A 22,550-nucleotide genomic window follows, 5' to 3' on the forward strand; every position below is an offset into this window, starting at 1 on the left:
CTCAGTCCCCCGATCCCCGCCGCCGGATCTTGTTCCCCAGCCACACCAGCGGGTCGTACTTGCGGTCCGCCACCCGCTCCTTCATCGGAATCAGTGCGTTGTCGGTGATGTGGATGTTCTCCGGACACACGTCGGTACAACACTTGGTGATGTTGCACAGACCCAGGCCGTGTTCCTCCTGGGCGGCCTTCTGCCGGTCCGCGACGTCCAGGGGGTGCATGTCCAACTCGGCGATCCGCATCAGGAAGCGGGGGCCGGAGAAGGCCGCCTTGTTGTCCTCGAAGTCACGGATGACGTGGCAGGTGTTCTGGCACAGGAAGCACTCGATGCACTTGCGGAACTCCTGCGAACGTTCCACGTCGACCTGCTGCATCCGGTACTCGCCCGGCTTCAGGTCCGCCGGCGGCGTGAAGGAGGGCACCTGCCGGGCCTTGGCGTAGTTGAACGACACGTCGGTGACCAGGTCGCGGATCACCGGGAACGTGCGCATCGGGGTGACCGTGACCACCTCCTCCGGCGCGAACGTGCTCATCCGCGTCATACACAGCAGCCGGGGGCGGCCGTTGATCTCGGCGCTGCACGAACCACACTTGCCCGCCTTGCAGTTCCAGCGCACCGCCAGATCCGGGGCCTGGGTGGCCTGGAGGCGGTGGATGATGTCGAGGACGACCTCGCCCTCGTTCACCTCGACCTTGAAGTCGCGCAGCTCGCCGCCGTCGACATCGCCGCGCCAGATGCGAAAGTCCGCCTTGTAGGACATCAGCCGTCCTCCCCGGGAAGTTCTGCGTCGGTCAGGTACTTCTTCAGCTCGTCGCGCTCGAAGAGTTCGAGCAGGTCGGCGCGCATCGGCACGGCCTCGCTCCGGGTCAGGGTCACGGACAGGTGTTCCGCGTCGGGGTCGGCGATCGAGCACGCGAGTACCACCCGACGCCACTGGGGCGACATCGCCGGGAAGTCGTCCCGGGTGTGTCCGCCGCGGCTCTCCTGGCGCTCCAGCGCCGAGCGCGCCACGCACTCGCAGACCAGCAGCATGTTCCGCAGGTCCAGGGCCAGGTGCCAGCCCGGGTTGTACTGCCGATGGCCCTCCACGCCGGCCTTGGCCGCGCGGGCCTTGAGCTCCTCGAGGCGGGTCAGCGCCTCGGCCATCTCGCCCTCCCGGCGGATGATGCCGACCAGGTCGTTCATGGTCTGCTGGAGCTCCTGGTGGACCGTGTACGGGTTCTCCGCGCTCTCCGTGGCGAACGGTGCCAACGCCTCCGCCGCGGCCGCGTCGATCTGCTCCGGGGCCGCCTCGCGCCGCTCCTCGCCGAGCGCCTCGGCGTAGCGTGCCGCGTGCTCGCCCGCGCGTCGGCCGAACACCAGCAGGTCGGACAGCGAGTTGCCGCCGAGCCGATTGCTTCCGTGCATGCCACCGGCGACCTCGCCGGCCGCGTACAGGCCGAGCACGCCCGGCGTCGCGGCGGTGTCCGGGTCCACCGCGATCCCGCCCATCACGTAGTGGCAGGTGGGTCCGACCTCCATCGCCTCGGCGGTGATGTCCACGTCCGCCAGTTCCTTGAACTGGTGGTACATCGACGGCAGTTTGCGACGGATCTCCTCGGTGCCGCCCGCCATCCGGCCGACCACGGTCAGGAACACCCCGCCGTGCGGGGAGCCGCGGCCCGCCTTGACCTCGGAGTTGATCGCGCGCGCCACCTCGTCCCTGGGCAGCAGTTCGGGCGGGCGCTTGTTGTTCTCCTGGTCGGTGTACCAACGATCGCCCTCGGCCTCGGACTTGGCGTACTTCTCCTTGAACACGTCCGGGATGTAGTCGAACATGAAGCGCTTGCCCTCGGAGTTGAGCAGCACCCCGCCGTCGCCGCGCACCGACTCGGTGACCAGGATGCCCTTCACCGACGGCGGCCAGACCATGCCGGTGGGGTGGAACTGGACGAACTCCATGTTGATCAGCGGTGCCCCCGCGAGCAGCGCGAGGGCCTGCCCGTCGCCGGTGTACTCCCACGAGTTCGAGGTCACCTTGAAGCCCTTGCCGATCCCGCCCGTGGCGAGCACGACGGCCGGTGCGTCGAAGACGGTGAAGCGGCCCGACTCGCGCCAGTAGCCGAACGCGCCGGTGATCCGGTTGCCGGTGTCGGAACCGGCGTCCGGGACGGTCAACAGGCGGGTGATGGTGCACTCCTGGAAGACCTTGAGCCGCGCCTCGGGATCGCCGAACTCGCGCTCGTCCTGCTGTTGCAGGGCGACGATCTGCTGCTGGAGGGTGCGGATCAGTTCCAGCCCGGTGCGGTCGCCGACGTGCGCCAGCCGCGGGTACTCGTGGCCACCGAAGTTGCGCTGGCTGATCCGACCGTCCGCGGTGCGATCGAACAGCGCGCCCCAGGACTCCAACTCCCAGACCCGGTCCGGGGCTTCCTTGGCGTGCAGTTCGGCCATCCGCCAGTGGTTGAGAAACTTTCCGCCACGCATCGTGTCGCGGAAGTGCACCTTCCAGCTGTCCTGCGAGTTCACGTTGCCCATCGAGGCGGCGATCCCGCCCTCGGCCATCACCGTGTGGGCCTTGCCGAACAGCGACTTGCAGACGACGGCGGTGCGCAGGCCGCGCGTGCGGGCCTCGATCGCGGCTCGCAACCCGGCGCCGCCCGCGCCGATCACGACCACGTCGTACGAATGACGTTCCACTTCGGACACGAGGGCAACTCCTGTACTGGGCTGGGCATGTGTACGGGTCGGGCAGGTGGGGCCGGGGGCGAGCCGGTGCTCAGAAGAAGCGGGGGTCGTCGAAGGCGTTGCTCGCGACCAGGTACACGTACAGATCGGCCAGCGCGACGCTGAACAGCGAGGCCCAGGCCAGTTCCATGTGCCGGCCGTTGAGCCTGCTGACGAAGCCCCAGAAGCGGTAGCGCACCGGGTGCTCGGAGAAGTGCTTGAGCTTGCCGCCGACGATGTGCCGGCACGAGTGGCAGGAGAGCGTGTACGCCCAGATCAGCAGCACGTTCGCGAGCAGCACCAGGGTGCCGAGCCCCATGTGTCCCCAGGCCCCGTGCTCGTCGCGGAACGCGATCAGCACGTCCCAGGACAGGATCACCGCCACCACGGCGGCGAAGTAGAAGAAGTAGCGGTGGATGTTCTGCATGATCAGCGGGAACCGGGTCTCGCCTGTGTACTTGCCGCGCGGCTCGGGGACCGCGCACGCCGACGGCGATGCCCAGAAGCCCCGGTAGTACGCCTTGCGGTAGTAGTAGCAGGTCAGCCGAAAGCCCAGCGGGAAGATCAGGATCAGCAGCGCCGGGGACATCCCCCACCAGTCGCCGAACAGCGGCGCGTTCGCGCTCATCGGCATGCTGTCGCACTTGGACGCCAGACACGGCGAGTAGAACGGCGACACGTACGGCTCGGCGAAGTAGTCGTCGTTCGCGAACGCGCGCCAGGTCGAGTAGACGATGAACGCGGACAGGATGGCCACCGTCACCGCCGGCGAGAGCCACCAGCGGTCCGTGCGCAGATGTCGGGCCTGGATCCGGGCCCGGCCGGGCGCGTTGGTGCCGGTACCGCCGGCGGGTCCCGTCGTCCCTGTAGCCAAGACGTCACCTTCCTGTCCGGCGGGACGGGCGCATGCCGCCCACGCCTTCGTCGTCCGCGTCCGCGAAGAGGATCGGGTCGTAAGGCAGGTCGGACATCACTTCGGTCGGCGTCGGGACGGGAGCGACCGCCGGTTCGTTCTCGGCGACCGTCTCGGCCAGGAAGCCGAGACTGGTCCGTGCCCGTTCCACGTCGTCGCTGAGTCTGCGGACGCCGTACGTGTCGCCGAGCGTGCGGCGCAAAGCGCGCACCGCGCGTGTCAGATCGTCGAGCCTGCGCCTGGCCTGGGCCAGGTCCTCGTGCGCCCGAGTCGTCAAGATCGCGCTCACCTCCTGCTTTTCCGGCGCCACGTCGTCGGGGGCCGGGGGATGGGGATGGTGTTGCGGACTTGCCATTGATTCCCGAGGTGGGAACGTCGGCAGTCTGGCGCGAACGATCAATCGATGGAAAGTGTTTCGCGGATCTGATGGGTCACAGATCGGGAAAACATGATCACCGATACAAAGATCACCGGAATTCGATCTTCAGGGAGCAAGATCGAATTCCGGTGATCAGGGCCAACGGGGTTCGAGGGTCGCGGCAGGGCTTGAAAAAATCGAGGTTTAATGATCTTCCGAGCGCAATGTGGCGGCCGGGCTGGATTCCACCCGGGCGCGGGTTGCGATGATGCGGGGGCGGCCCGGAAGAATTCCCTCGGCTTCGACGAGCGCCGTGCGGGCGGCGCTGATATCGCCCGCGGCACAGACACACAGCGCGAAAGTGCACAAGGCGTCGGCGTGCCCGGCGCGAGACGACCGCTTTTCGACCGCGACAAGGCGTTTGGCGGCCCGTACCGCCTTCGTCGCGTTTCCGTGCAACACCATCAGCAGCGGCTCGTCGTCCTCGGCCTCGAAGCGGATGGTGGCACCCGACGGGTGCCGGTAGGAATCGTCGGGTTTGCGCAGCGCCTCTTCGGCGGCGGCCAGGTTGTCCGCGAGCGGCACCGTGCCCATGATCAGCGCCTGCACCATCACCTCGCCGAACAGCGCGCGGGCGGTGTCCCAGGCGGGGTGGCTCGGGCCGATCCGGTCCAGGTAGGCCCGGGCGACCGCGGCCGCGGCCGCGTCGTCGGCGTGTGCCTCCAGCGACTGGACCCGCGCGAAAGTGCGATAGGGCTCACTTTCGGGCCCCTCGGGGATCAGATCGGCCAATTGTTCGACCATTGCCACATCCCCGTCGCGATACGCCTCGGTGGCCCGCTCGTAGAGCAGCCGGGCCCGCCCCGCCGGAGTGCCCTGATCGGACGGCGCGGGCGTCGCGTCGGCCCCCATATCGGATGGAACGGGGCCAAAGGTCCCGTCCGGCCGGTCGGCGGCCCGCCTGGACCACCGCTTGCGGATTCGCTCGTTGAAGGACTCGCCAGACTCGCTCACACCTACGGATTCTGCCCTGTGGGCCGCTCGAACGGCGGCCGGCGGGCGCCGGGACCGAGCGGAGGACGCTCCTCCCCGTACGATTGACCTTGGCGCCGAGGAGGCAGGCCGGTTCGTGCGATGCCCATCGCGCGGCGGAGGAGGCCCACGGATCGCCAGCCCGTCCGTAGCATCCCCGACTGAAGCCGAGAGACACGCAGCCGTGCCCACGCGCCATGACATCCGCAACGTCGCCATCGTCGCCCACGTCGACCACGGCAAGACCACCCTCGTCGACGCCATGCTGAAGCAGGCGGGCACGTTCAGTGCCCACCATCAGATGGACGACCGGGTGATGGACTCCAACGACCTGGAGCGCGAGAAGGGCATCACCATTCTCGCGAAGAACACCGCCGTCGCCTATCACCCCAAGGACGGTGGCCCCACGGTCACCATCAACATCATCGACACGCCCGGCCACGCCGACTTCGGCGGAGAGGTGGAGCGCGGCCTGTCGATGGTGGACGGTGTCGTGCTGCTCGTCGACGCTTCGGAAGGCCCGCTCCCGCAGACGCGTTTCGTGCTCCGCAAGGCGCTCGCGGCGAAGATGCCGGTCATCCTGTGCATCAACAAGGTCGACCGTCCCGACTCGCGCATCTCCGAGGTCGTCGACGAGACCTACGAGCTGTTCATGGACCTGGACGCGACCGAGGAGCAGATCGAGTTCCCCATCGTCTACGCGTGCGCGCGGGACGGTGTGGCCACCCTCGTGCGTCCCGCGGACGGCACCGTGCCGACCGACAGCGACAGCCTGGAGCCGTTCTTCCAGGCCATCCTGGACTCCATCCCGGCCCCGGAGTACGACGAGGGCGCGCCGCTCCAGGCGCACGTGACCAACCTGGACGCGTCCAACTTCCTCGGCCGGATCGCGCTGTGCCGTGTGCACCAGGGCACCATCCGCAAGGGCCAGCAGGCCGCGTGGTGCCGGCACGACGGCACCATCGAGCGGGTCAAGATCACCGAGCTGCTGATGACCGACCAGCTCGAGCGCAAGCCCGCCGAGGAGGCCGGCCCCGGCGACATCATCGCCATCGCCGGCATCCCGGAGATCATGATCGGCGACACCATCGCCGACCCCGAGGACCCGCGTCCGCTGCCGCTGATCACCGTGGACGAGCCCGCGATCTCGATGACCATCGGTACCAACTCCTCGCCGCTGGTGGGCAAGGGCGGCAAGGGCCACAAGGTCACCGCCCGCCTGGTGAAGGACCGCCTGGAGCGCGAACTGGTCGGCAACGTGTCGCTGCGTGTGCTGCCCACCGAGCGTCCCGACACGTGGGAGGTCCAGGGCCGCGGCGAGCTCGCGCTGGCGATCCTGGTGGAGACCATGCGCCGGGAGGGCTTCGAGCTCACCGTGGGCAAGCCGCAGGTGGTCACCCGCGAGGTGAACGGCAAGATCCACGAGCCGGTCGAGCGGCTGACCATCGACTCGCCCGAGGAGTACCTCGGCGCGATCACCCAGCTCCTGGCGTCCCGCAAGGGCCGTATGGAGACCATGACCAACCACGGCACCGGCTGGATCCGGATGGAGTTCGTGGTGCCCGCGCGCGGCCTGATCGGCTTCCGCACCGAGTTCCTCACGGACACTCGGGGCACCGGCATCGCGCACAGCGTGCACGAGGGCTACGAGCCGTGGTTCGGCGAGATTCGGACCCGCAACAACGGCTCGCTGGTCGCCGACCGCGCGGGTGTCGCGACGCCGTTCGCGATGATGAACCTGCAGGAGCGCGGCCAGATGTTCGTCGAGCCGACCACCGAGGTGTACGAGGGCATGATCGTCGGCGAGAACTCGCGCGCCGACGACATGGACGTCAACATCACCAAGGAGAAGAAGCTCACCAACATGCGCTCGTCGACCTCCGACGAGACCGAGAAGCTGATCCCGCCGCGCAAGCTCTCGCTGGAGCAGGCGCTGGAGTTCTGCCGTGAGGACGAGTGCATCGAGGTGACCCCGGAGACCGTGCGCATCCGCAAGGTCGTTCTCGATCAGAAGGAGCGTGGCCGCTCGGCCTCGCGCGCCAAGCGCTGATCGGTTGACGGTCGCCTTCGCGCGACCCGAAACGAGCCGGTGACCTGCGGTCGAACCCGCAGGTCACCGGCTTTTCGCATGCTGAGACCAAGTCGATATCTTTGCCCGGTTATATTCGTTATGTTGGCTATGTGCGCGAAATAATCGATCAATAATCGATCAACTTCGAAGTTCCAAAGAAACGCAAATGTTAATTACTTTTCGTTTCAAGGTTTACTCTGACTGCCTCTTGACGTCCGGGTAATTGGGTTGCGAGAGTCCGTGCGGCCACCAAACCAAACGGCACCCGGTCGAACCCGACCTCACCTCGGGGGTATTTGCGGCAATGACCATGCAACCCCAGCTGGTCCCGGAAGCGGGCGGACCCTCGGCTTCAGGGGAACCCGGCGCGATGCTCGACAAGACGGGCGTCGGCGCCGTACCGAAAGAGATCGTGGGGCGTTCGCCGAGCCAACTGGCCTGGCGGCGCTTTCGCAAGGATCGTATCGGTATGGTCTCGACGGCCATAGTGGTTTTCTTTTTCGTGGTCGCTTTCGCCGCGCCCTTGATCTCGAAGCTGTACGGCAAGAACCCTTACACGCGTTACGGCCAGACCGAGCCCGGGCTGCTCAACTCCCGCGGCTTCCCGATCGCGCCCAACGGCGGCATGTCCGGGGACTACTGGTTCGGCATCGAGCCGACGCTGGGTCGGGACGTGCTGACCCAGCTCGTCTACGGCATCCGGACCTCCCTGCTGCTCGCGATCATCGTGGTCCTGATCGTCACGATCACGGGCACCATCCTGGGGATCACGGCCGGCTACCTCGGCGGCCGGACCGACTACGTGATCAGTCGGGTCATCGACACCCTCCTGGCGATGCCCTCACAGCTGTTCTTCATCGCCTTCACGCCGATCGCCCTGGCACTGTTCGTGAGCGACCGCGAGACCACGCCGACCTGGCTCAGGGCCATGGCGCTGATCATCGTGCTGTCGCTCTTCGGCTGGTGCCGGATCGCCCGCATCCTGCGTGGGCAGGTGTTGTCGATGCGTGAGCGCGAGTTCATCGAAGCCGCCAAGATCAGCGGCGCGAGTTCCAGGCGGATCATCTTTCGCGAGCTCCTGCCCAACCTGTGGACCCCGATCCTGATCGTCGCGACGATCGAGGTGCCGACCTACGTCACCACCGAGGCCGCACTCTCCTTCCTCGGCGTCGGCATGACGGAGCCGACCCCCGACTGGGGCCGGATGATCCACAAGGGCTTCGAGAACATGCAGAGCGACGTCACGTACATGGCCTTCCCGGCCGCCGCGATGGTGATCTTCGTGCTCGCCTTCAACCTCTTCGGCGACTCGGTTCGCGACGCGCTGGACCCCAAGGCCAACCGGTAACGGGCAGCGGTCGTCCCCGGGTCGACGCGCATCAACCGCATCCTGTCGCGGCCTTCAAGTCTGCTTCTGGCACTTCCTGCACGCCGTAAAGCACAGCCGGGTGAACCCGGATTTTCTGATGAGGGGATTACATGAAAACGACGGGGAAGCACCGGTTCGCCGCGTTGCTCGCAGTGGGGGCCCTCGCGGCTTCGGCGTCCGCGTGCAGCAGCGGTGGCGGGGACGAGAAGGAAGAGCAGGGCAAGCCGCAGGCCAAGACCGCGGCGGTCTCCGTGGGTACGGCCGCGGACTCGAAGGGGCCCGCTGCCGAGATCCCCGGGGCCAAGAAGGGCGGCGTCGCCGGCGTCCTCAACCGCAGCGGCTTCTCCCACCTCGACCCGCAGCGCGCGTACGTCAGCAACCTGATGACCATCTCCGAACTGGTCTCCCGGCGCCTGACCTTCTACAAGAAGGAGGGCGACAAGACCACGCTCGTCGGCGACCTGGCCACGGACCCGGGCAGCACCACCGACGGTGGCAAGACCTGGAAGTTCACCCTGAAGGACAACCTCAAGTACGAGGACGGCTCGCCGATCGTCGCGGCGGACGTCAAGTACGGAGTGGAACGTTCCTTCCACAAGCCCTACAACCAGGGCCCCAAGTGGGTGCAGCAGTGGCTCACCGGCACCGAGAACTACTTCGAGGCCTACGAAGGTCCGTTCAACGGCAAGGAGTTGGGCCCGGACAAGATCGAGGTGCCCGACGCGAAGACGATCATCTTCAAGTTGACCGAGGCGCACCCCGACTTCCCCTTCGCGGTCGCCATGGGTACCTCGTCGCCGATGCCCAAGGCCAAGGAGACCAAGGACGACAACGACCGCAAGCCGTTCGCCAGCGGTCCGTACAAGGTCACCTCGCACGAGCCGGACAAGGCTCTGGTGCTGGACAAGAACCCGAACTGGGACCCGGCCACCGACGCGATCCGCCACCAGTACGTGGACCAGTTCAAGTTCGAGCTCGGTGTCGCGGCTCCGCAGCAGTTCCAGCGGCTGACCGCCGCGGCCGGCAGTGACGCCGCCGCGTTCACCCTCAACGAGCGCCCCGACGCCAACTTCGCGCAGCAGATCGCGACCGACCCGGCGCTCAAGAACCGGGTCACCGACGCCGTGGGTCCGTACACGAACCGCTGGGACATCAACAACAAGCGGATCACCGACGTCAACGTCCGCAAGGCGATGCTGACCGCGTTCCCGCGCAACTCGGCCCGACTGGCCGAAGGCGGCCCGACCGCCGGCGACTTCGCCAACTCGCTCGCGTCGGTGACGCAGCTCGGCTTCGCGCCGTACAAGAGCCTGTTCGACGGTCTGCCGCCGGACGGTGACCAGGCCAAGGCCAAGCAGATGCTGGAAGCGGCGGGCAAGGTCGGCCAGAAGGTCGTCTTCTGCTTCACCACGTCCAAGACCCAGCAGGAGCGCGCGCTGCCCATCATCGACTCGCTGAACAAGGCGGGCTTCCAGATGGAGCGCAAGGAGATCTCCGACAAGGAGTACTACGACGTCATCGGCAAGCTGGACACCCCCTGCGACCTGTACTGGGCCGGCTGGGGCGCGGACTGGCCGACCGGCGCCACCGTCTACACCCCGGTCTTCGACGGTCGCAAGATCGTCGACGACGGTGAGAACTACTCGCAGTACAACAACCCGAGCGTGAACACGGAGATCGACCGGATCCTCAAGATCACGGACGTGAACCAGCAGGCCGTCGAGTGGATGAAGCTGGACCAGAAGATCATGGAAGACGTGCCGACGATCCCGTACCTGTACCAGCGGCACCGTCTCGTCTACGGCCCGCAGATCGGTGGGGCCGGGCTGAACATCCACGGTGCGATCGACCTGCACAACGTCTTCGTCAAGTAGTAGCCGTCAGCCCCTCTTCCGGTTGATCCGACGGTGAAGCGTTCGGTCCGGGACCCCGAGATCGGGGTCCCGGACCGAACGCGACGGGACGGATCCACCCTCTGGGCACATCGCGGAGGAAGCCCGGCCTCATGCTTCGATTCCTGGTCCGTCGGCTGATCGGCGTAGTGGCGATCCTGCTCGTCGTCAGCGGCATCACCTTCTATCTGTTCTTCGCGGCCTCCGGTGCCGACGACGTCGTACGACTTTCGTGCGGTCGCAACTGCACCCCGGAGATGCGCGAAGTCGTCCGGCAGAACCTCGGCTTGGACAAATCCCTCATCGAACAGTTCTGGATCTTCATCTCGGGGATCTTCACGGGACGCACCATCGGCGACAAGGCGTGCGACGCGCCGTGCCTGGGCTACTCGTTCGCCAACAACGAGAACGTCTTCGACAAGCTGGCCGACCGTTTCCCGGTGACCCTGTCGCTCGCGATCGGCGCGATCCTGCTGTGCACCACGATCGGCATCGGGATGGGCGTGTTGGCCGCGCTCAAGCGCGGCAAGACCACGGACAAGGTGACCACCGGCGTCGCGCTGCTCAGTGGTTCCGCCCCGATCTACGTCCTGGGCCCGCTGTTCATCTACGTCTTCGTACAGCAACTCGGATGGCTCGACCGACCGACGGACCCCCCATCGTTCTTCGGTGATCCCGGAGGATGGGCGTCCGCGTTGCTGTTGCCGTGGATCTGTCTGATGACGATCCATATGGCGATGTACTGCCGCCTCACCAGATCCACCATGGTCGACGTGCTGTCCGAGGACTACGTCCGAACACTCAAGGCCAAGGGCCTGTCCGGACGCAGCGTCTACCTCAAACACGCGTTCCGCGGCGCGCTCAGCCCGATCGTCACCGTCCTGGGCGTGGACATCGGCGTCCTGATGAGCGGCACGATCATCACCGAGTCCACCTTCAGCCTGCATGGCATCGGGATGCTCGCGGTGACCTCGGTGGTCGACTCGGACCTGCCGATGATGATGGGCGTGGTGATGGTCGCGGCCACCTTCACGATGCTCGCGAACCTCGCGGTGGACATGGCCTACGCGGCCATCGACCCCCGGGTGCGGCTGTCATGACGGGCGGCCCGCGATGAGACTGCGCCGCGGCGCGGCCACGAGCCCCGCCCCATCCGAAGCGTCCACAAAGCCCACCACGGCCGCGACATCCACGGATGCCACGGTCTCCGACGAACAGGCCCGGGAGCAGGACATGGCCGCCGGCACCGACACCACCGACGGCACCCCGAGTCTGGTCAAGCAGCGGGATTCGAGCCCGTCCGGCGACCGGCCCGACGCGTTCTTGTCGGTCCGCGACCTACAGGTCCACTTCAGCACCGAGGACGGCGTGGTCAAGGCCGTCGACGGGTTGACCTTCGACGTCGAGAAGGGTCGCACGCTCGGCATCGTCGGCGAGTCCGGATCGGGCAAGTCGGTCTCCTCGCTGACCATCCTGGGGCTGCACAACCGCGAACGGACCAGGATCGAGGGCGAGATCCGGTTCGACGGCCACGAGTTGGTCAAGATGCCCGAGCGCAAGCTGCGCGATCTGCGCGGGCGACGGATCTCGATGATCTTCCAGGACCCGCTGACCGCGCTGTCGCCGTTCTACACGGTCGGCGAGCAGATCGCCGAGTCCTACCGTCGGCACACGGGCGCCAACCGGCACGACGCGCACGCGCGGGCCATCGAGATGCTGGACCGGGTGGGGATCCCCAACCCCAAGACCCGCGTGAACGACTATCCGCACCACTTCTCCGGCGGTATGCGCCAGCGCGCGATGATCGCGATGTCGCTGGTCTGCGACCCCGACCTGCTGATCGCCGACGAGCCCACGACCGCGCTCGACGTGACGGTCCAGGCACAGATCCTCGATCTGTTGCGGGACCTCCAGGACGAGTTCGGCACCGCGATCCTGTTCATCACGCACGACCTCGGCGTGATCGCGTCGATGGCGCACGACGTGCTGGTGATGTACGCCGGGCGCAGCGTGGAGAAGGGCACCGTGCGCGAGGTGCTGAAGAACCCCCGGCACCCGTACACGTGGGGGTTGTTGTCCTCGATGCCCAACCTGTCGGGCGACGTCGACATCCCGCTGCGGCCGGTGCGCGGCACCCCGCCGAGCCTGCTGGCGCCGCCTTCGGGCTGCCCGTTCCACCCGCGGTGCGACTACGTCGACACGGTGGGCGGCGATCGGTGTTCGACCGAGCGCCCGCCGCTCGCCCTGGTGGACGGCCGAGGTGCCGCGTGCCACCTGAGCGCCGAGGACAAGCAGCGGATCTTCATCGACGACGTCCGTCCGCTGCTGGGCTGATCGCCCCAGCCCGGCCGACGACGGTAGAAAGCAGGAGTAACGACGATGACCGAGACGATCAGCGAGTCCCCGGCGCCGACCCCGGACCCTGCGCCCGAGTCGCCCGGCGAGCCGCTGCTCGACGTGCGGGGCCTGACCAAGTACTTCCCCGTCAAGGGGGGCGGCCTGGTCCGCCGCAAGATGCTCCACGTGCGCGCGGTGGACGGGATCGACCTGTCGGTCGCGGCGGGGGAGAGCGTGGGTCTGGTCGGCGAGTCCGGTTGCGGCAAGTCCACGACCGGCCGGCTGATCAGCCGGCTGCTCGAACCCTCGGGCGGCACGATTCGCTACGACGGCAAGGACATCACGCACGCCACCCGGCGGCAGATCGCGCCCATCCGCACCGAGATCCAGATGATCTTCCAGGACCCGTACTCGTCGCTGAACCCGCGACAGACGGTGGGCGCGATCATCGCGTCGCCGATGGAGGTCAACGGGATCGATCCCGAGGGTGGCCGAAAAAAGCGGGTCCAGGAGCTCCTGGAGCGTGTGGGCCTGAACCCCGAGCACTACAACCGCTTCCCGCACGAGTTCTCCGGCGGGCAGCGACAGCGGATCGGCATCGCCCGCGCGCTGGCGCTGCAACCGAGGCTGATCGTGGCCGACGAGCCGGTCTCCGCGCTCGACGTGTCGATCCAGGCCCAGGTGATCAACCTGCTCCAGGGCCTGCAACGGGACCTGGGCATCGCCTTCGTGTTCATCGCGCACGACCTCGCGGTGGTCCGGCACTTCTCCCAGCGGGTCGCGGTGATGTACCTCGGCAAGATCGTGGAGATCGCCGACCGCACCTCGCTGTACTCCAACCCGCACCACCCGTACACGCACACGCTGCTGGCCGCGGTGCCGGAAGCGGACCCGGACAAGGGCGCGAACCGGACACGGGTGCACGCCTTCGGCGACATGCCCAGTCCGATCAACCCGCCGTCGGGTTGCCGGTTCCGCACCCGCTGCCCCAAGGCGCAGGACGTGTGCGCGAACGAGGAGCCGCCGCTGATCGGGATCGAGACCCTGCTCCAGGGCCATCGCGTCGCGTGCCACTTCCCGGGACCACTGGAGGCCACCGCGAAGGCCGAGGAGATCATGCCCGAGGAGCGAATCGAAGCGGCCCTGGAAGCGGGGATCATTTCCGACCCGGAGTAACGGCCGGTTGTTATATCGCAGTCAGGAACGGGATGCCACCGATTTGGTGGCATCCCGTTCTTCGTGCTTTCCTTGCAGGTCAGCTACGCGCGTTGAACCGGTATCGGCAGGCGATCCGCGCCGTCTCGACCGGCCGCGTGTCGTCACGCTCGGTAGCGTTTCTCGCCTATCGAGACGAGGTAGGGGCGTCCTATGGGCGTTCGCTCATCGGACTGTATGCTCCGGTCAGCGGTACATGGTGTCCGTTTGATACGGCTTCATTACTGGTCTCATATGTCTGGGTTTCGAGATTGATCATAGATTTACGTGATCAAACTGAAACCTGCAGGGGATTGGTCGCAGCCAATCGGTGACGGATAGTGGATCCGCTTGTGCTCGGAACCTGGTCACGCGCTCGGGGGCGCCGACTCTACGAGCAGCTGCAACGGAAGCTTCCCGCTTGGGAGCCCCGTTGCACTTCACTTCGGTAGTGATTCCATGAGGAGGCAACCCATGCGCGGAACAACGCGCGTGAAGTGGGTCGTCGGCATGGCCGTTCTCGGCCTGGCGGCGACTGCGTGTGGCAGCAGCGATGACGACAAGGGCAGCAAGGGCAGTGGCGGCGGGCTTCCCGCCGGCTACTACTCCGCCAGCAGCACCGAGCCGCAGAACCTGATTCAGCCGGCGAACTCGAACGAGACCGGTGGGTTCTACCCGCTGCAGCTCATGTTCCGCGGTCTGTACACCTACGACTCCAAGACCGGCCAGCCCGTGCCGGCCATGGCGCAGTCGGTGGAGAGCCCGGACTCGACGAACTACACCGTGAAGCTCAAGCCCGGGTGGACCTTCCACAACGGCGAGCCGGTCACGGCGAAGTCCTACGTCGACGCGTGGAACTGGGGCGCCAACTCCGAGAACAAGCAGATCAACTCGAGCTGGTTCGCCAAGATCGAGGGCTACGACGCGGTGCACCCGGAGAACGGTGCGCCGACGACCAAGGAGATGTCCGGCCTCAAGGTGGTGGACGACAACACGTTCACCATCAAGCTCACGCAGGCCGTCTCGTCCTTCAAGGCGAGCCTCGGCTACGTGGTCTACGCGCCGCTGCCGCAGGAGTTCTTCAAGGACCCCAAGAAGTACGGCGAGGCGCCGATCGGCAACGGTCCGTTCCAGCTGGACACCGCCAACGGCGGCTGGAACCACAAGAAGTCGATCACCGTGAAGAAGTACGACAAGTACGTCGGTGACGACAAGCCGAAGTCCAACGGTGTGCGTCTGGATATGTACACCACGTACGACGCCGCCTACACGGCGCTGCGCGACAACAAGCTCGACGTGATCGACCAGATCCCGACGGCCGCCGTGGGCAGCTTCAAGAAGGACCTGGGCGACCGCGCGATCGAGGCCCCGCAGTTCTCGATCCAGAAGATCGGCTTCCCGCTGTACGACGCCGGCTGGGGCGCGCCGGGCAAGGAGAAGGTCCGCCAGGGCCTGTCCATGGCGATCGACCGGGCGAGCATCGTCAAGGCGATCTACAAGGGCGCCGAGCAGCCGGCGACCGACTGGCTGGCCCCGAACATCCCGGGTTACAGCAAGGACATCACCGGCGAGCTGACCAAGTACGACCCGGCCAAGGCCCGTGAGCTGGTCACGGCCGGCGGTGGCATCCCCGGTGGCAAGCTCACCATCGCCACGAACGCGGACGGCCCGCACAAGGAATGGGTCACCGCGGTCTGCAACAGCATCAACGAGGCGCTGAAGCAGCCGGGCGCCTGCGAGCCGAAGCTGTACCCCGAGTTCAGCGTGGCGCGCAAGGACATCACCGACAAGAAGATGACCGGCGCGTACCGCACCGGCTGGCGTGCGGACTACCCGTTCCCGGACAACTTCCTCGCGGACGTCTACCTGACCGGTGCCGCCTCCAACGACTCGGGCTACTCCAGCCCGGTGTTCGACGACCTGGCCAAGCGTGCGATGGCCGCCCCGGACCAGACCGAGGGTGTCAAGCTCTGGCAGCAGGCCGAGCAGCAGATGGCGAAGGACGTTCCGTCCATCCCGCTGTGGTACTACGTGACCAAGGCCGGCTCCTCGACCAAGGTCTCCAACGTCCAGTTCGACCCGTACGGCAACCCGGTCTTCACCGAGGTCACCGTCAAGTAGTGATCCGGATATGACCCGGCGCTGACCACGGTCCGGCCGCACCCCAACGGTGCGGCCGGATCTTGGCGGTGGCGGGCCGGGCCGGCGTCGTGCGATCCATGACGCCGGCCACTGGTCCGATCCCCCGCCTCGGGCCGACGACGACAGCAGGAGGCTGGTATGGGGCGATATGTCGTACGGCGACTGCTCCAGATGATCCCGGTGTTCATCGGGACCACGTTCTTGATCTATTACATGGTGTATCAGCTGGGTGGCGACCCCATCTCGGCCATGTTCGGCGACAAGGGTGCCGACCCTGTCTTCGTGCGCCAGATGCGGGAAGAGTTCCACCTGAACGACCCGCTGATCGTGCAGTACTGGTACTACATCACCGACCTGCTCCATGGTGATTTCGGGACGAGCTTCAACGGCCGTCCCGTCGCCGACGAACTCAAGCGAGCCTTCCCGGTGTCGATCCGGCTCGCGATGATCGCGTTTGCGATCGAGGTCGTCGTCGGCGTCGGCTTGGGCCTGCTGTCCGGCCTGCGCCGCGGCAAGTTCGTCGACACGCTCGTACTCGCCGGCACGCTGGTGGTCATCTCGATCCCGGTCTTCGTGCTCGGCACCGTCGCCCAGTTCTGGCTGGGTTCGGAGTGGGGCATCTTCGAGGCCACCGCCACCGTGGGCGACGCGACCTGGAGTCAGCTCCTGCTGCCGGGCATCGTGCTCGGCTCACTTTCCTTGGCCTTCGTCGCCCGACTCACCCGGACCAGCGTCGCGGAAAACATGCGCGCCGACTACGTCCGGACCGCGACCGCCAAGGGTCTTCCGCGCCGCCGGGTGGTCACCCGCCACCTCCTGCGCAACTCGCTCATCCCCGTGGTGACGTTCCTCGGTGCGGATCTCGGCGCCTTGATGGCCGGCGCGATCGTGACCGAGGGCATCTTCAACGTCGACGGTGTCGGCCGCCTGATCTACCTCGCGGTCACCAAGCACGAGAGCTCGACAGTGGTCGGCGCGGTGGCGGCGTTGGTGATGATCTACCTGGTCATGAACCTGATCGTCGACCTGCTGTACGCCGTCCTGGACCCGAGGATCCGGTATGCCTGACATGAACAAGCAGCAGCGCGAACAGCTGCCGACCCGCAGCGACGAGCAGCCCCAATCCGCCATCGAGCTTCCCGGCATGCTGCTCGCGGACGAAGAGGGTACGACGCTGGAGAAGCGCGGCGCGTACTCCGCGCCGGATGCGCGGGGACCGCAGGACAAGCCTCGCGGAGCCTGGGCCGAGGCGTGGCGCGAGCTGCGCAACAGCCCGAGCTTCTACGTGTCGGGCGTGCTGCTGCTCTTCCTGGTGTTCATGGCGATCTTCCCGGGCGTGTTCACGAACATCGACCCGCGGCACTGTCCGATCCTGGACACCAACCAGGACCCGTCCGGCGACCACTGGTTCGGTACCAACGTCCAGGGTTGCGACGTGTACGCGCGCACCGTCTACGGCGCCCGTGCCTCGATCATCGTCGGCGTGGCCACGACCGCGCTGATCGTGGTCATCGGTGGCCTCATCGGTGCGCTTTCCGGCTACTTCGGCGGCTGGCTGGACACCATCCTGGCCCGCATCACGGACATCTTCTTCGGTATCCCGCTGCTGCTGGCGGCGCTGGTGTTCATGAGCTCGGTCAAGGACCGCACCGTGTGGACCGTGGTGGCCGCGCTCGGCGTCTTCGGTTGGATGCAGATCGCGCGCATCATGCGCGGCTCGGTGATCACGGTGAAGAAGTCCGACTACGTGGTGGCCGCCAGGGCACTCGGCGCCGGCACCCCGCGCATCCTGGGTCGGCACGTGCTGCCCAACGCGATCGCCCCGGTGATCGTGGTCGCGACCATCTCGCTCGGCACCTTCATCGCCACCGAGGCGACGCTGTCCTTCCTGGGCATCGGGCTGCCGCCCACCGAGATCTCGTGGGGCGCGGACATCAGCTCCGCGACCACCGCGCTGCGCGACTCGCCGTATCAGCTGATCTTCCCGTCGATCTTCCTCTCGGTCACGGTGTTCAGCTTCATCCTGCTCGGCGACGCGGTGCGCGACGCCCTCGACCCGAAGCTCCGCTGAGGGAGGGGACAGACAAGTGACGACGATCGACACGAAGAACAAGCCCGAGGGCTCGGGCCCGGCCGCCGCCGCGCCGCTGCTCGAAGTGGACAACCTCCACGTCGAGTTCCGCACCCGCGACGGCGTGGCCAAGGCGATCAACGGTGTCTCGTACGACGTCAGCGCCGGCGAGACGCTCGCGGTGCTCGGCGAGTCCGGGTCCGGCAAGTCGGTGACCGCGCAGACGATCATGGGCATCCTGGACATGCCGCCGGGGCACATCACCGGTGGCGAGATCCGCTTCCACGGCAAGGACATGCTCAAGATGTCCAAGGAGGAGCGCCGGAAGATCCGCGGCCAGAAGATCTCGATGATCTTCCAGGACGCGCTCTCCGCGCTCAACCCGGTGTACTCGGTCGGCTTCCAGCTCGCCGAGATGTTCACCGTGCACCGTGGGATGTCCAAGAAGGACGCCAAGCTCAAGTCCATCGAGCTGATGGACCAGGTGCGCATCCCGGCCGCCAAGGACCGGGTGAACGACTACCCGCACCAGTTCTCCGGCGGCATGCGCCAGCGCATCATGATCGCGATGGCGCTCGCGCTGGACCCCGAGCTGATCATCGCGGACGAGCCGACCACGGCGCTCGACGTGACCGTGCAGGCGCAGGTGATGGATCTGCTCGCGGAACTCCAGCGCGAGCGCAACATGGGTCTGATCCTGATCACCCACGACCTCGGCGTGGTCGCCGACGTCGCGGACAAGATCGCGGTCATGTACGCGGGCCGGATCGTCGAGCAGGCGCCGGTGCGCGAGCTGTACCGGCAGCCGACCCACCCGTACACCAAGGGTCTGCTCGAGTCGATCCCGCGGCTGGACCACAAGGGTCGCGAGCTGTACGCGATCAAGGGTCTGCCGCCGAACCTGATGCGCATCCCGTCCGGCTGCGCGTTCAACCCACGCTGCCCGTATGCGCAGGACGTGTGTCGCAGCGAGATTCCGCCGCTGCACGAGATCTCGGTCGGGCGTGGCAGCGCATGCCACTTCTGGGAGACCGTGATGGAGGGAGAAGTCCGTGGCTGAGTCCCCGAACGGCGCGACCAGCGCCGATCCGCGCAAGATCGTCAAGCCGGTGGCGCAGGGCGAGCCGATCCTTCAGGTGCGGGGGCTGGTCAAGCACTTCCCGATCACCCAGGGCATCCTCTTCCAGAAGAAGATCGGTGCCGTCAAGGCCGTCGACGGCGTCACCTTCGACCTGATGAAGGGCGAGACCCTCGGCCTCGTCGGCGAGTCGGGTTGCGGCAAGTCCACGGTCGCCCGGTTGCTGATGAACCTGGAGTCGATCACCGCGGGCAGCGTGCTGTACAAGGGCGACGACCTGGCCAAGTTGTCCGGTCGCGCGCTCAAGGCCGTGCGTCGCAACATCCAGATGGTCTTCCAGGACCCGTACACCTCGCTGAACCCGCGGATGACGGTCGCCGACATCATCGGCGAGCCGTACGACATCCACCCGGAGGTCGCGCCCAGGGGCGACCGCAAGCGGCGTGTGCAGGAACTGCTCGAACTGGTCGGCCTGAACCCGGAGCACATCAACCGGTATCCGCACCAGTTCTCCGGCGGTCAGCGCCAGCGCATCGGGATCGCCCGGGGCCTCGCGCTGAACCCGGAGATCATCATCGCGGACGAGCCGGTCTCCGCACTGGACGTGTCGGTGCAGGCCCAGGTGGTCAACCTGCTGGAGAAGCTGCAGAACGAACTGGGTCTGTCGTACCTGTTCATCGCGCACGACCTCTCCGTGGTGCGGCACATCTCGGACCGCGTCGCGGTGATGTACCTCGGGCGGATCGCCGAGATCGGCACGGACGCGCAGATCTACGACCACCCGACGCACCCGTACACCCAGGCGCTGCTGTCCGCGGTGCCGGTGCCGGACCCGGACGGCCGTGAGCACCGCGAGCGGATCATCCTCACCGGTGACGTGCCGTCGCCGGCGAACCCGCCCTCGGGCTGCCGATTCCGCACCCGGTGCTGGAAGGCGCAGGACATCTGCGCCGAGCAGGAGCCGCTGCTGGAGATCCGCAAGGGCCTCTCCGGCCTGGGCGCGCACGACAGCGCGTGCCACTTCGCCGAGGAGAAGGACATAGTCGGCGCGGCCTGATTCATGTCCGACCGACAGCGCCCGCCGTTCCCGATCGGGAACGGCGGGCGCTGTGGCATGTGGCGGCTCGTGCGGGCCGGCTCGCTCGACGCCGGGCGGGCCGGGTGTCGGCTGCCGGTGGGTCAGCCGGTCGCCGGGCGCGCCAATGCGCGGCGCAGGAAGTCGACCTGAAGGAGCAGGAGATTCTCCGCGACCTGCTCCTGCGGCGTCATGTGGGTGACACCGGACAGCGGTAGCACCTCGTGCGGGTAGCCCGCCGCGAGCAGGCTGCTGCTCAGGCGCAGCGTGTGCGCCGCGACCACGTTGTCGTCGGCGAGACCGTGCACCAGCATCAGCGGCCGGTGGGTCGGCGCCTGCTCGCCCGGCCCGGCGCCGACGACCAGCGAGTTCCGACGGTAGGCGTCCGGCTGCTCGGCCGGCAGGCCGAGGTAGCGCTCGGTGTAGTGCGTGTCGTACAGCTCCCAGGCGGTGACCGGGGCGCCGGCGACCGCCGCGTGGAAGACGTCCGGGCGGCGCAGCACGGCCAGCGCCGACAGGTAGCCGCCGTAGGACCAGCCCCGGATGCCCACCCGCGTGGTGTCCAGCCAGGGCCGCTCGGCGGCGACCGCCGCCAGCGCGTCCACCTGGTCCTGGAGGGTGACCGAGCCGAGGTCGAGGTGGACCGACTTCTCCCACTCGGGGGAGTGCCCGGGCGTGCCCCGGCCGTCCGCGACCAGCACCGCGAAGCCCTGGTCGGCGAACCACTGCGAGGTCAGGTGCGGGTTGCGCGCGGCGAGCACACGCGGGCCGTGCGGGCCGCCGTACGGGTCCAGCAGGATCGGCAGCCGTTCGCCGGAGGCGGGGTCGAACCCGGTCGGCAGCAGCAGGGCGCACGGGATGTCGCGGGCACCGGCGCGGAGCAGCTCGACCCGCGCGGTGAGCACGGGAGTGGCCGCGTGCGAGGTGATCTCGGCGAGCTCGGCACCGGCGCGGTGCACGGTGACCCGGGCGCCGAAGCGGTCGAGCGAGGAGGACAGCAGCACCGTGGTGTCGCCGGAGCGCACCGCGTTGTGCACGCCGGGTTCGGCACTGACCCGGGTTACCCCGTCGGCGGCGACCCGGTACACGTGGATCTCGCCGATCTCGGGGTCGCTCGCATCGGTGCCCGCCGACGCGGTGATCAGCACGTCCTCGTCGGCGACGTCCAGGATCGAGCGCACGAACAGGCGCCGGTCGGTCAGCTCCTTGTCCGCGACCACCACGCGGCGGGCGCCGTCGGCGTCGACCAGCCGGACCAGCCGGCCGTCCGGTGTCCACGCGGGCACGCCCGGGACCAGGTCGATCCACACGTCGTCGCTCTCGTCGTGCAGCTCGCGGGTGGTTCCGGCGGCGATGTCGACGGCGAGGGTGAGCAGGTGCTTCTGGTCGCGCGGCTGCACGCTCAGCAGCGGGTCGCCGCCGGCCGACCAGTGCACGCTCGCCAGGTAGGGGTACGCCGCGCGATCCCAGGTCAGCTCGGTACGGGAGCCGTCGAGGCCGATCAGCCACGCGGTGACCTCGGCATTGGGGGTGCCGGCCGCGGGATAGGCGACCCGGGTGGGCGCACTGGCCGGGTTGGCCGGGTCGCTGATCCACCAGCGGTCCACCGGCGCGTCGTCCACGCGCGCGACGATCAGCGCGGAGCCGTCGGGCGCCCACCAGTAGCCCCGGTAGCGGGACATCTCCTCGGCGGCGATGAACTCGGCCAGGCCCCAGACGACTTCGTCGCCGTCGGGCTCGGCGAGCGCGGTGTCCCCGGAGCCGTCGGCGGCGACCACCCGCAGTGCGCCGGCCGCCGCGTAGGCGATGTGCGTGCCGGTCGGGGAGGGACGCGGATCGATCACCGGGCCGGGCACGGCCAGCTCGCGCGGGGCCTCCCCGTCGGCGAGGGACACGGCGAACAGCCGGCCCGAAAGGGTGAAAGCCGCCAGATCGCCCGCGCTGTCGAGCGCGTAACCGACGATGCCGGCCGCCCCCTCGCGACTGCGTTCGCGCCGGGCCCGCTCCTCGGCGGAGAGGTCCTCGGCCGCGCCGCCGAGCAGCACCGCGGGATCGGCCACCAGGCGCTCGACGCCGGTCTCGGGATCGAGCGTCCACAGGCACGTGGTGGGGTCGTCGGCGGCCTTGGACCGCAGGAAAGTGATCCGGCCGTCGGCGATGCCGAAGCTGCGCGGAGCGCCTTGGGTGAAGCGCTGCGTGCGGGCGTATTGCCGGGGAAATGTGATCTCCGAGCTCATGCGCCACAGCGTACGTGGCGGGGGCGTCGAGGGAAGGGGAGACCGAGGGAGAGTGCGGACGCCAGTACGAAGACC

Annotated in this window: 17 protein-coding genes; 11 read left to right on the forward strand and 6 right to left on the reverse strand. The window is 67.7% G+C overall.

Annotated elements, in window-relative coordinates:
- Position 1: 1 nt before the first annotated feature.
- The 5 genes from A3IC_RS0144845 to A3IC_RS0144865 form a co-directional block, all read right to left on the reverse strand.
- On the reverse strand, positions 2-760 hold the full coding sequence (locus A3IC_RS0144845; protein WP_020556598.1) for a succinate dehydrogenase/fumarate reductase iron-sulfur subunit: 759 nt from the start codon (positions 758-760) through the stop codon (positions 2-4).
- Positions 760-2,688, reverse strand: coding sequence for a fumarate reductase/succinate dehydrogenase flavoprotein subunit (locus A3IC_RS0144850; protein ID WP_026219461.1), 1,929 nt, complete (start codon positions 2,686-2,688; stop codon positions 760-762). The genes A3IC_RS0144845 and A3IC_RS0144850 overlap by 1 nt, the downstream gene beginning before the upstream one ends.
- A 70-nt stretch (positions 2,689-2,758) precedes the next feature.
- Complete coding sequence (locus A3IC_RS0144855) at positions 2,759-3,580, reverse strand: hypothetical protein (protein WP_020556600.1); 822 nt, start codon at positions 3,578-3,580, stop codon at positions 2,759-2,761.
- A 4-nt stretch (positions 3,581-3,584) separates the two neighbouring features.
- Positions 3,585-3,908 (reverse strand): hypothetical protein, encoded by a 324-nt coding sequence (locus A3IC_RS0144860; RefSeq protein ID WP_079027103.1) that lies wholly within the window; start codon positions 3,906-3,908, stop codon positions 3,585-3,587.
- 273 nt (positions 3,909-4,181) lie between these two features.
- On the reverse strand, positions 4,182-4,991 hold the full coding sequence (locus A3IC_RS0144865) for a hypothetical protein (RefSeq protein ID WP_158696348.1): 810 nt from the start codon (positions 4,989-4,991) through the stop codon (positions 4,182-4,184).
- A 202-nt stretch (positions 4,992-5,193) separates the two neighbouring features.
- Between A3IC_RS0144865 and typA the strand changes: the two genes are divergently transcribed.
- The 11 genes from typA (at position 5,194) to A3IC_RS0144920 (ending at position 20,220) form a co-directional block, all read left to right on the forward strand.
- On the forward strand, positions 5,194-7,059 hold the full coding sequence (typA, locus tag A3IC_RS0144870; RefSeq protein ID WP_020556603.1) for a translational GTPase TypA: 1,866 nt from the start codon (positions 5,194-5,196) through the stop codon (positions 7,057-7,059).
- A 325-nt stretch (positions 7,060-7,384) separates the two neighbouring features.
- A complete protein-coding gene (locus A3IC_RS0144875; protein ID WP_020556604.1) occupies positions 7,385-8,428 on the forward strand; it encodes an ABC transporter permease in 1,044 nt (347 codons plus the stop codon).
- A gap of 131 nt (positions 8,429-8,559) precedes the next feature.
- Entirely contained in the window at positions 8,560-10,323 is a 1,764-nt protein-coding gene (locus A3IC_RS0144880; protein WP_026219463.1) for an ABC transporter substrate-binding protein, read from the forward strand.
- 131 nt (positions 10,324-10,454) lie between these two features.
- Positions 10,455-11,441 carry an ABC transporter permease gene (locus A3IC_RS0144885; RefSeq protein ID WP_020556606.1) on the forward strand — a complete coding sequence of 329 codons (987 nt, stop codon included), beginning with the start codon at positions 10,455-10,457 and terminating at the stop codon, positions 11,439-11,441.
- Positions 11,442-11,574: 133 nt separating this feature from the next.
- Complete coding sequence (locus A3IC_RS0144890) at positions 11,575-12,675, forward strand: ABC transporter ATP-binding protein (protein WP_106669198.1); 1,101 nt, start codon at positions 11,575-11,577, stop codon at positions 12,673-12,675.
- 45 nt (positions 12,676-12,720) lie between these two features.
- Complete coding sequence (locus A3IC_RS0144895) at positions 12,721-13,854, forward strand: ABC transporter ATP-binding protein (protein WP_020556608.1); 1,134 nt, start codon at positions 12,721-12,723, stop codon at positions 13,852-13,854.
- Between the two features lie 492 nt (positions 13,855-14,346).
- On the forward strand, positions 14,347-15,993 hold the full coding sequence (locus tag A3IC_RS0144900) for a peptide ABC transporter substrate-binding protein (RefSeq protein ID WP_020556609.1): 1,647 nt from the start codon (positions 14,347-14,349) through the stop codon (positions 15,991-15,993).
- A gap of 159 nt (positions 15,994-16,152) precedes the next feature.
- The gene (locus A3IC_RS0144905; protein WP_020556610.1) at positions 16,153-17,082 is read left to right on the forward strand and encodes an ABC transporter permease; all 930 of its coding nucleotides are present in this window, start codon (positions 16,153-16,155) and stop codon (positions 17,080-17,082) included.
- A complete protein-coding gene (locus tag A3IC_RS0144910; RefSeq protein WP_020556611.1) occupies positions 17,075-18,085 on the forward strand; it encodes an ABC transporter permease in 1,011 nt (336 codons plus the stop codon). Before A3IC_RS0144905 ends, A3IC_RS0144910 begins: the two co-directional genes overlap by 8 nt.
- Positions 18,086-18,101: 16 nt before the next feature.
- Positions 18,102-19,145 carry an ABC transporter ATP-binding protein gene (locus A3IC_RS0144915; protein WP_020556612.1) on the forward strand — a complete coding sequence of 348 codons (1,044 nt, stop codon included), beginning with the start codon at positions 18,102-18,104 and terminating at the stop codon, positions 19,143-19,145.
- Positions 19,138-20,220 carry an ABC transporter ATP-binding protein gene (locus A3IC_RS0144920; protein WP_020556613.1) on the forward strand — a complete coding sequence of 361 codons (1,083 nt, stop codon included), beginning with the start codon at positions 19,138-19,140 and terminating at the stop codon, positions 20,218-20,220. Before A3IC_RS0144915 ends, A3IC_RS0144920 begins: the two co-directional genes overlap by 8 nt.
- A gap of 122 nt (positions 20,221-20,342) precedes the next feature.
- Here the strand turns inward: A3IC_RS0144920 and A3IC_RS0144925 are convergent, their stop codons facing one another.
- Positions 20,343-22,475 (reverse strand): S9 family peptidase, encoded by a 2,133-nt coding sequence (locus A3IC_RS0144925; protein WP_020556614.1) that lies wholly within the window; start codon positions 22,473-22,475, stop codon positions 20,343-20,345.
- Positions 22,476-22,550: the final 75 nt, after the last annotated feature.

This window comes from Embleya scabrispora DSM 41855 (assembly GCF_000372745.1).
Classification (GTDB): domain Bacteria; phylum Actinomycetota; class Actinomycetes; order Streptomycetales; family Streptomycetaceae; genus Embleya; species Embleya scabrispora.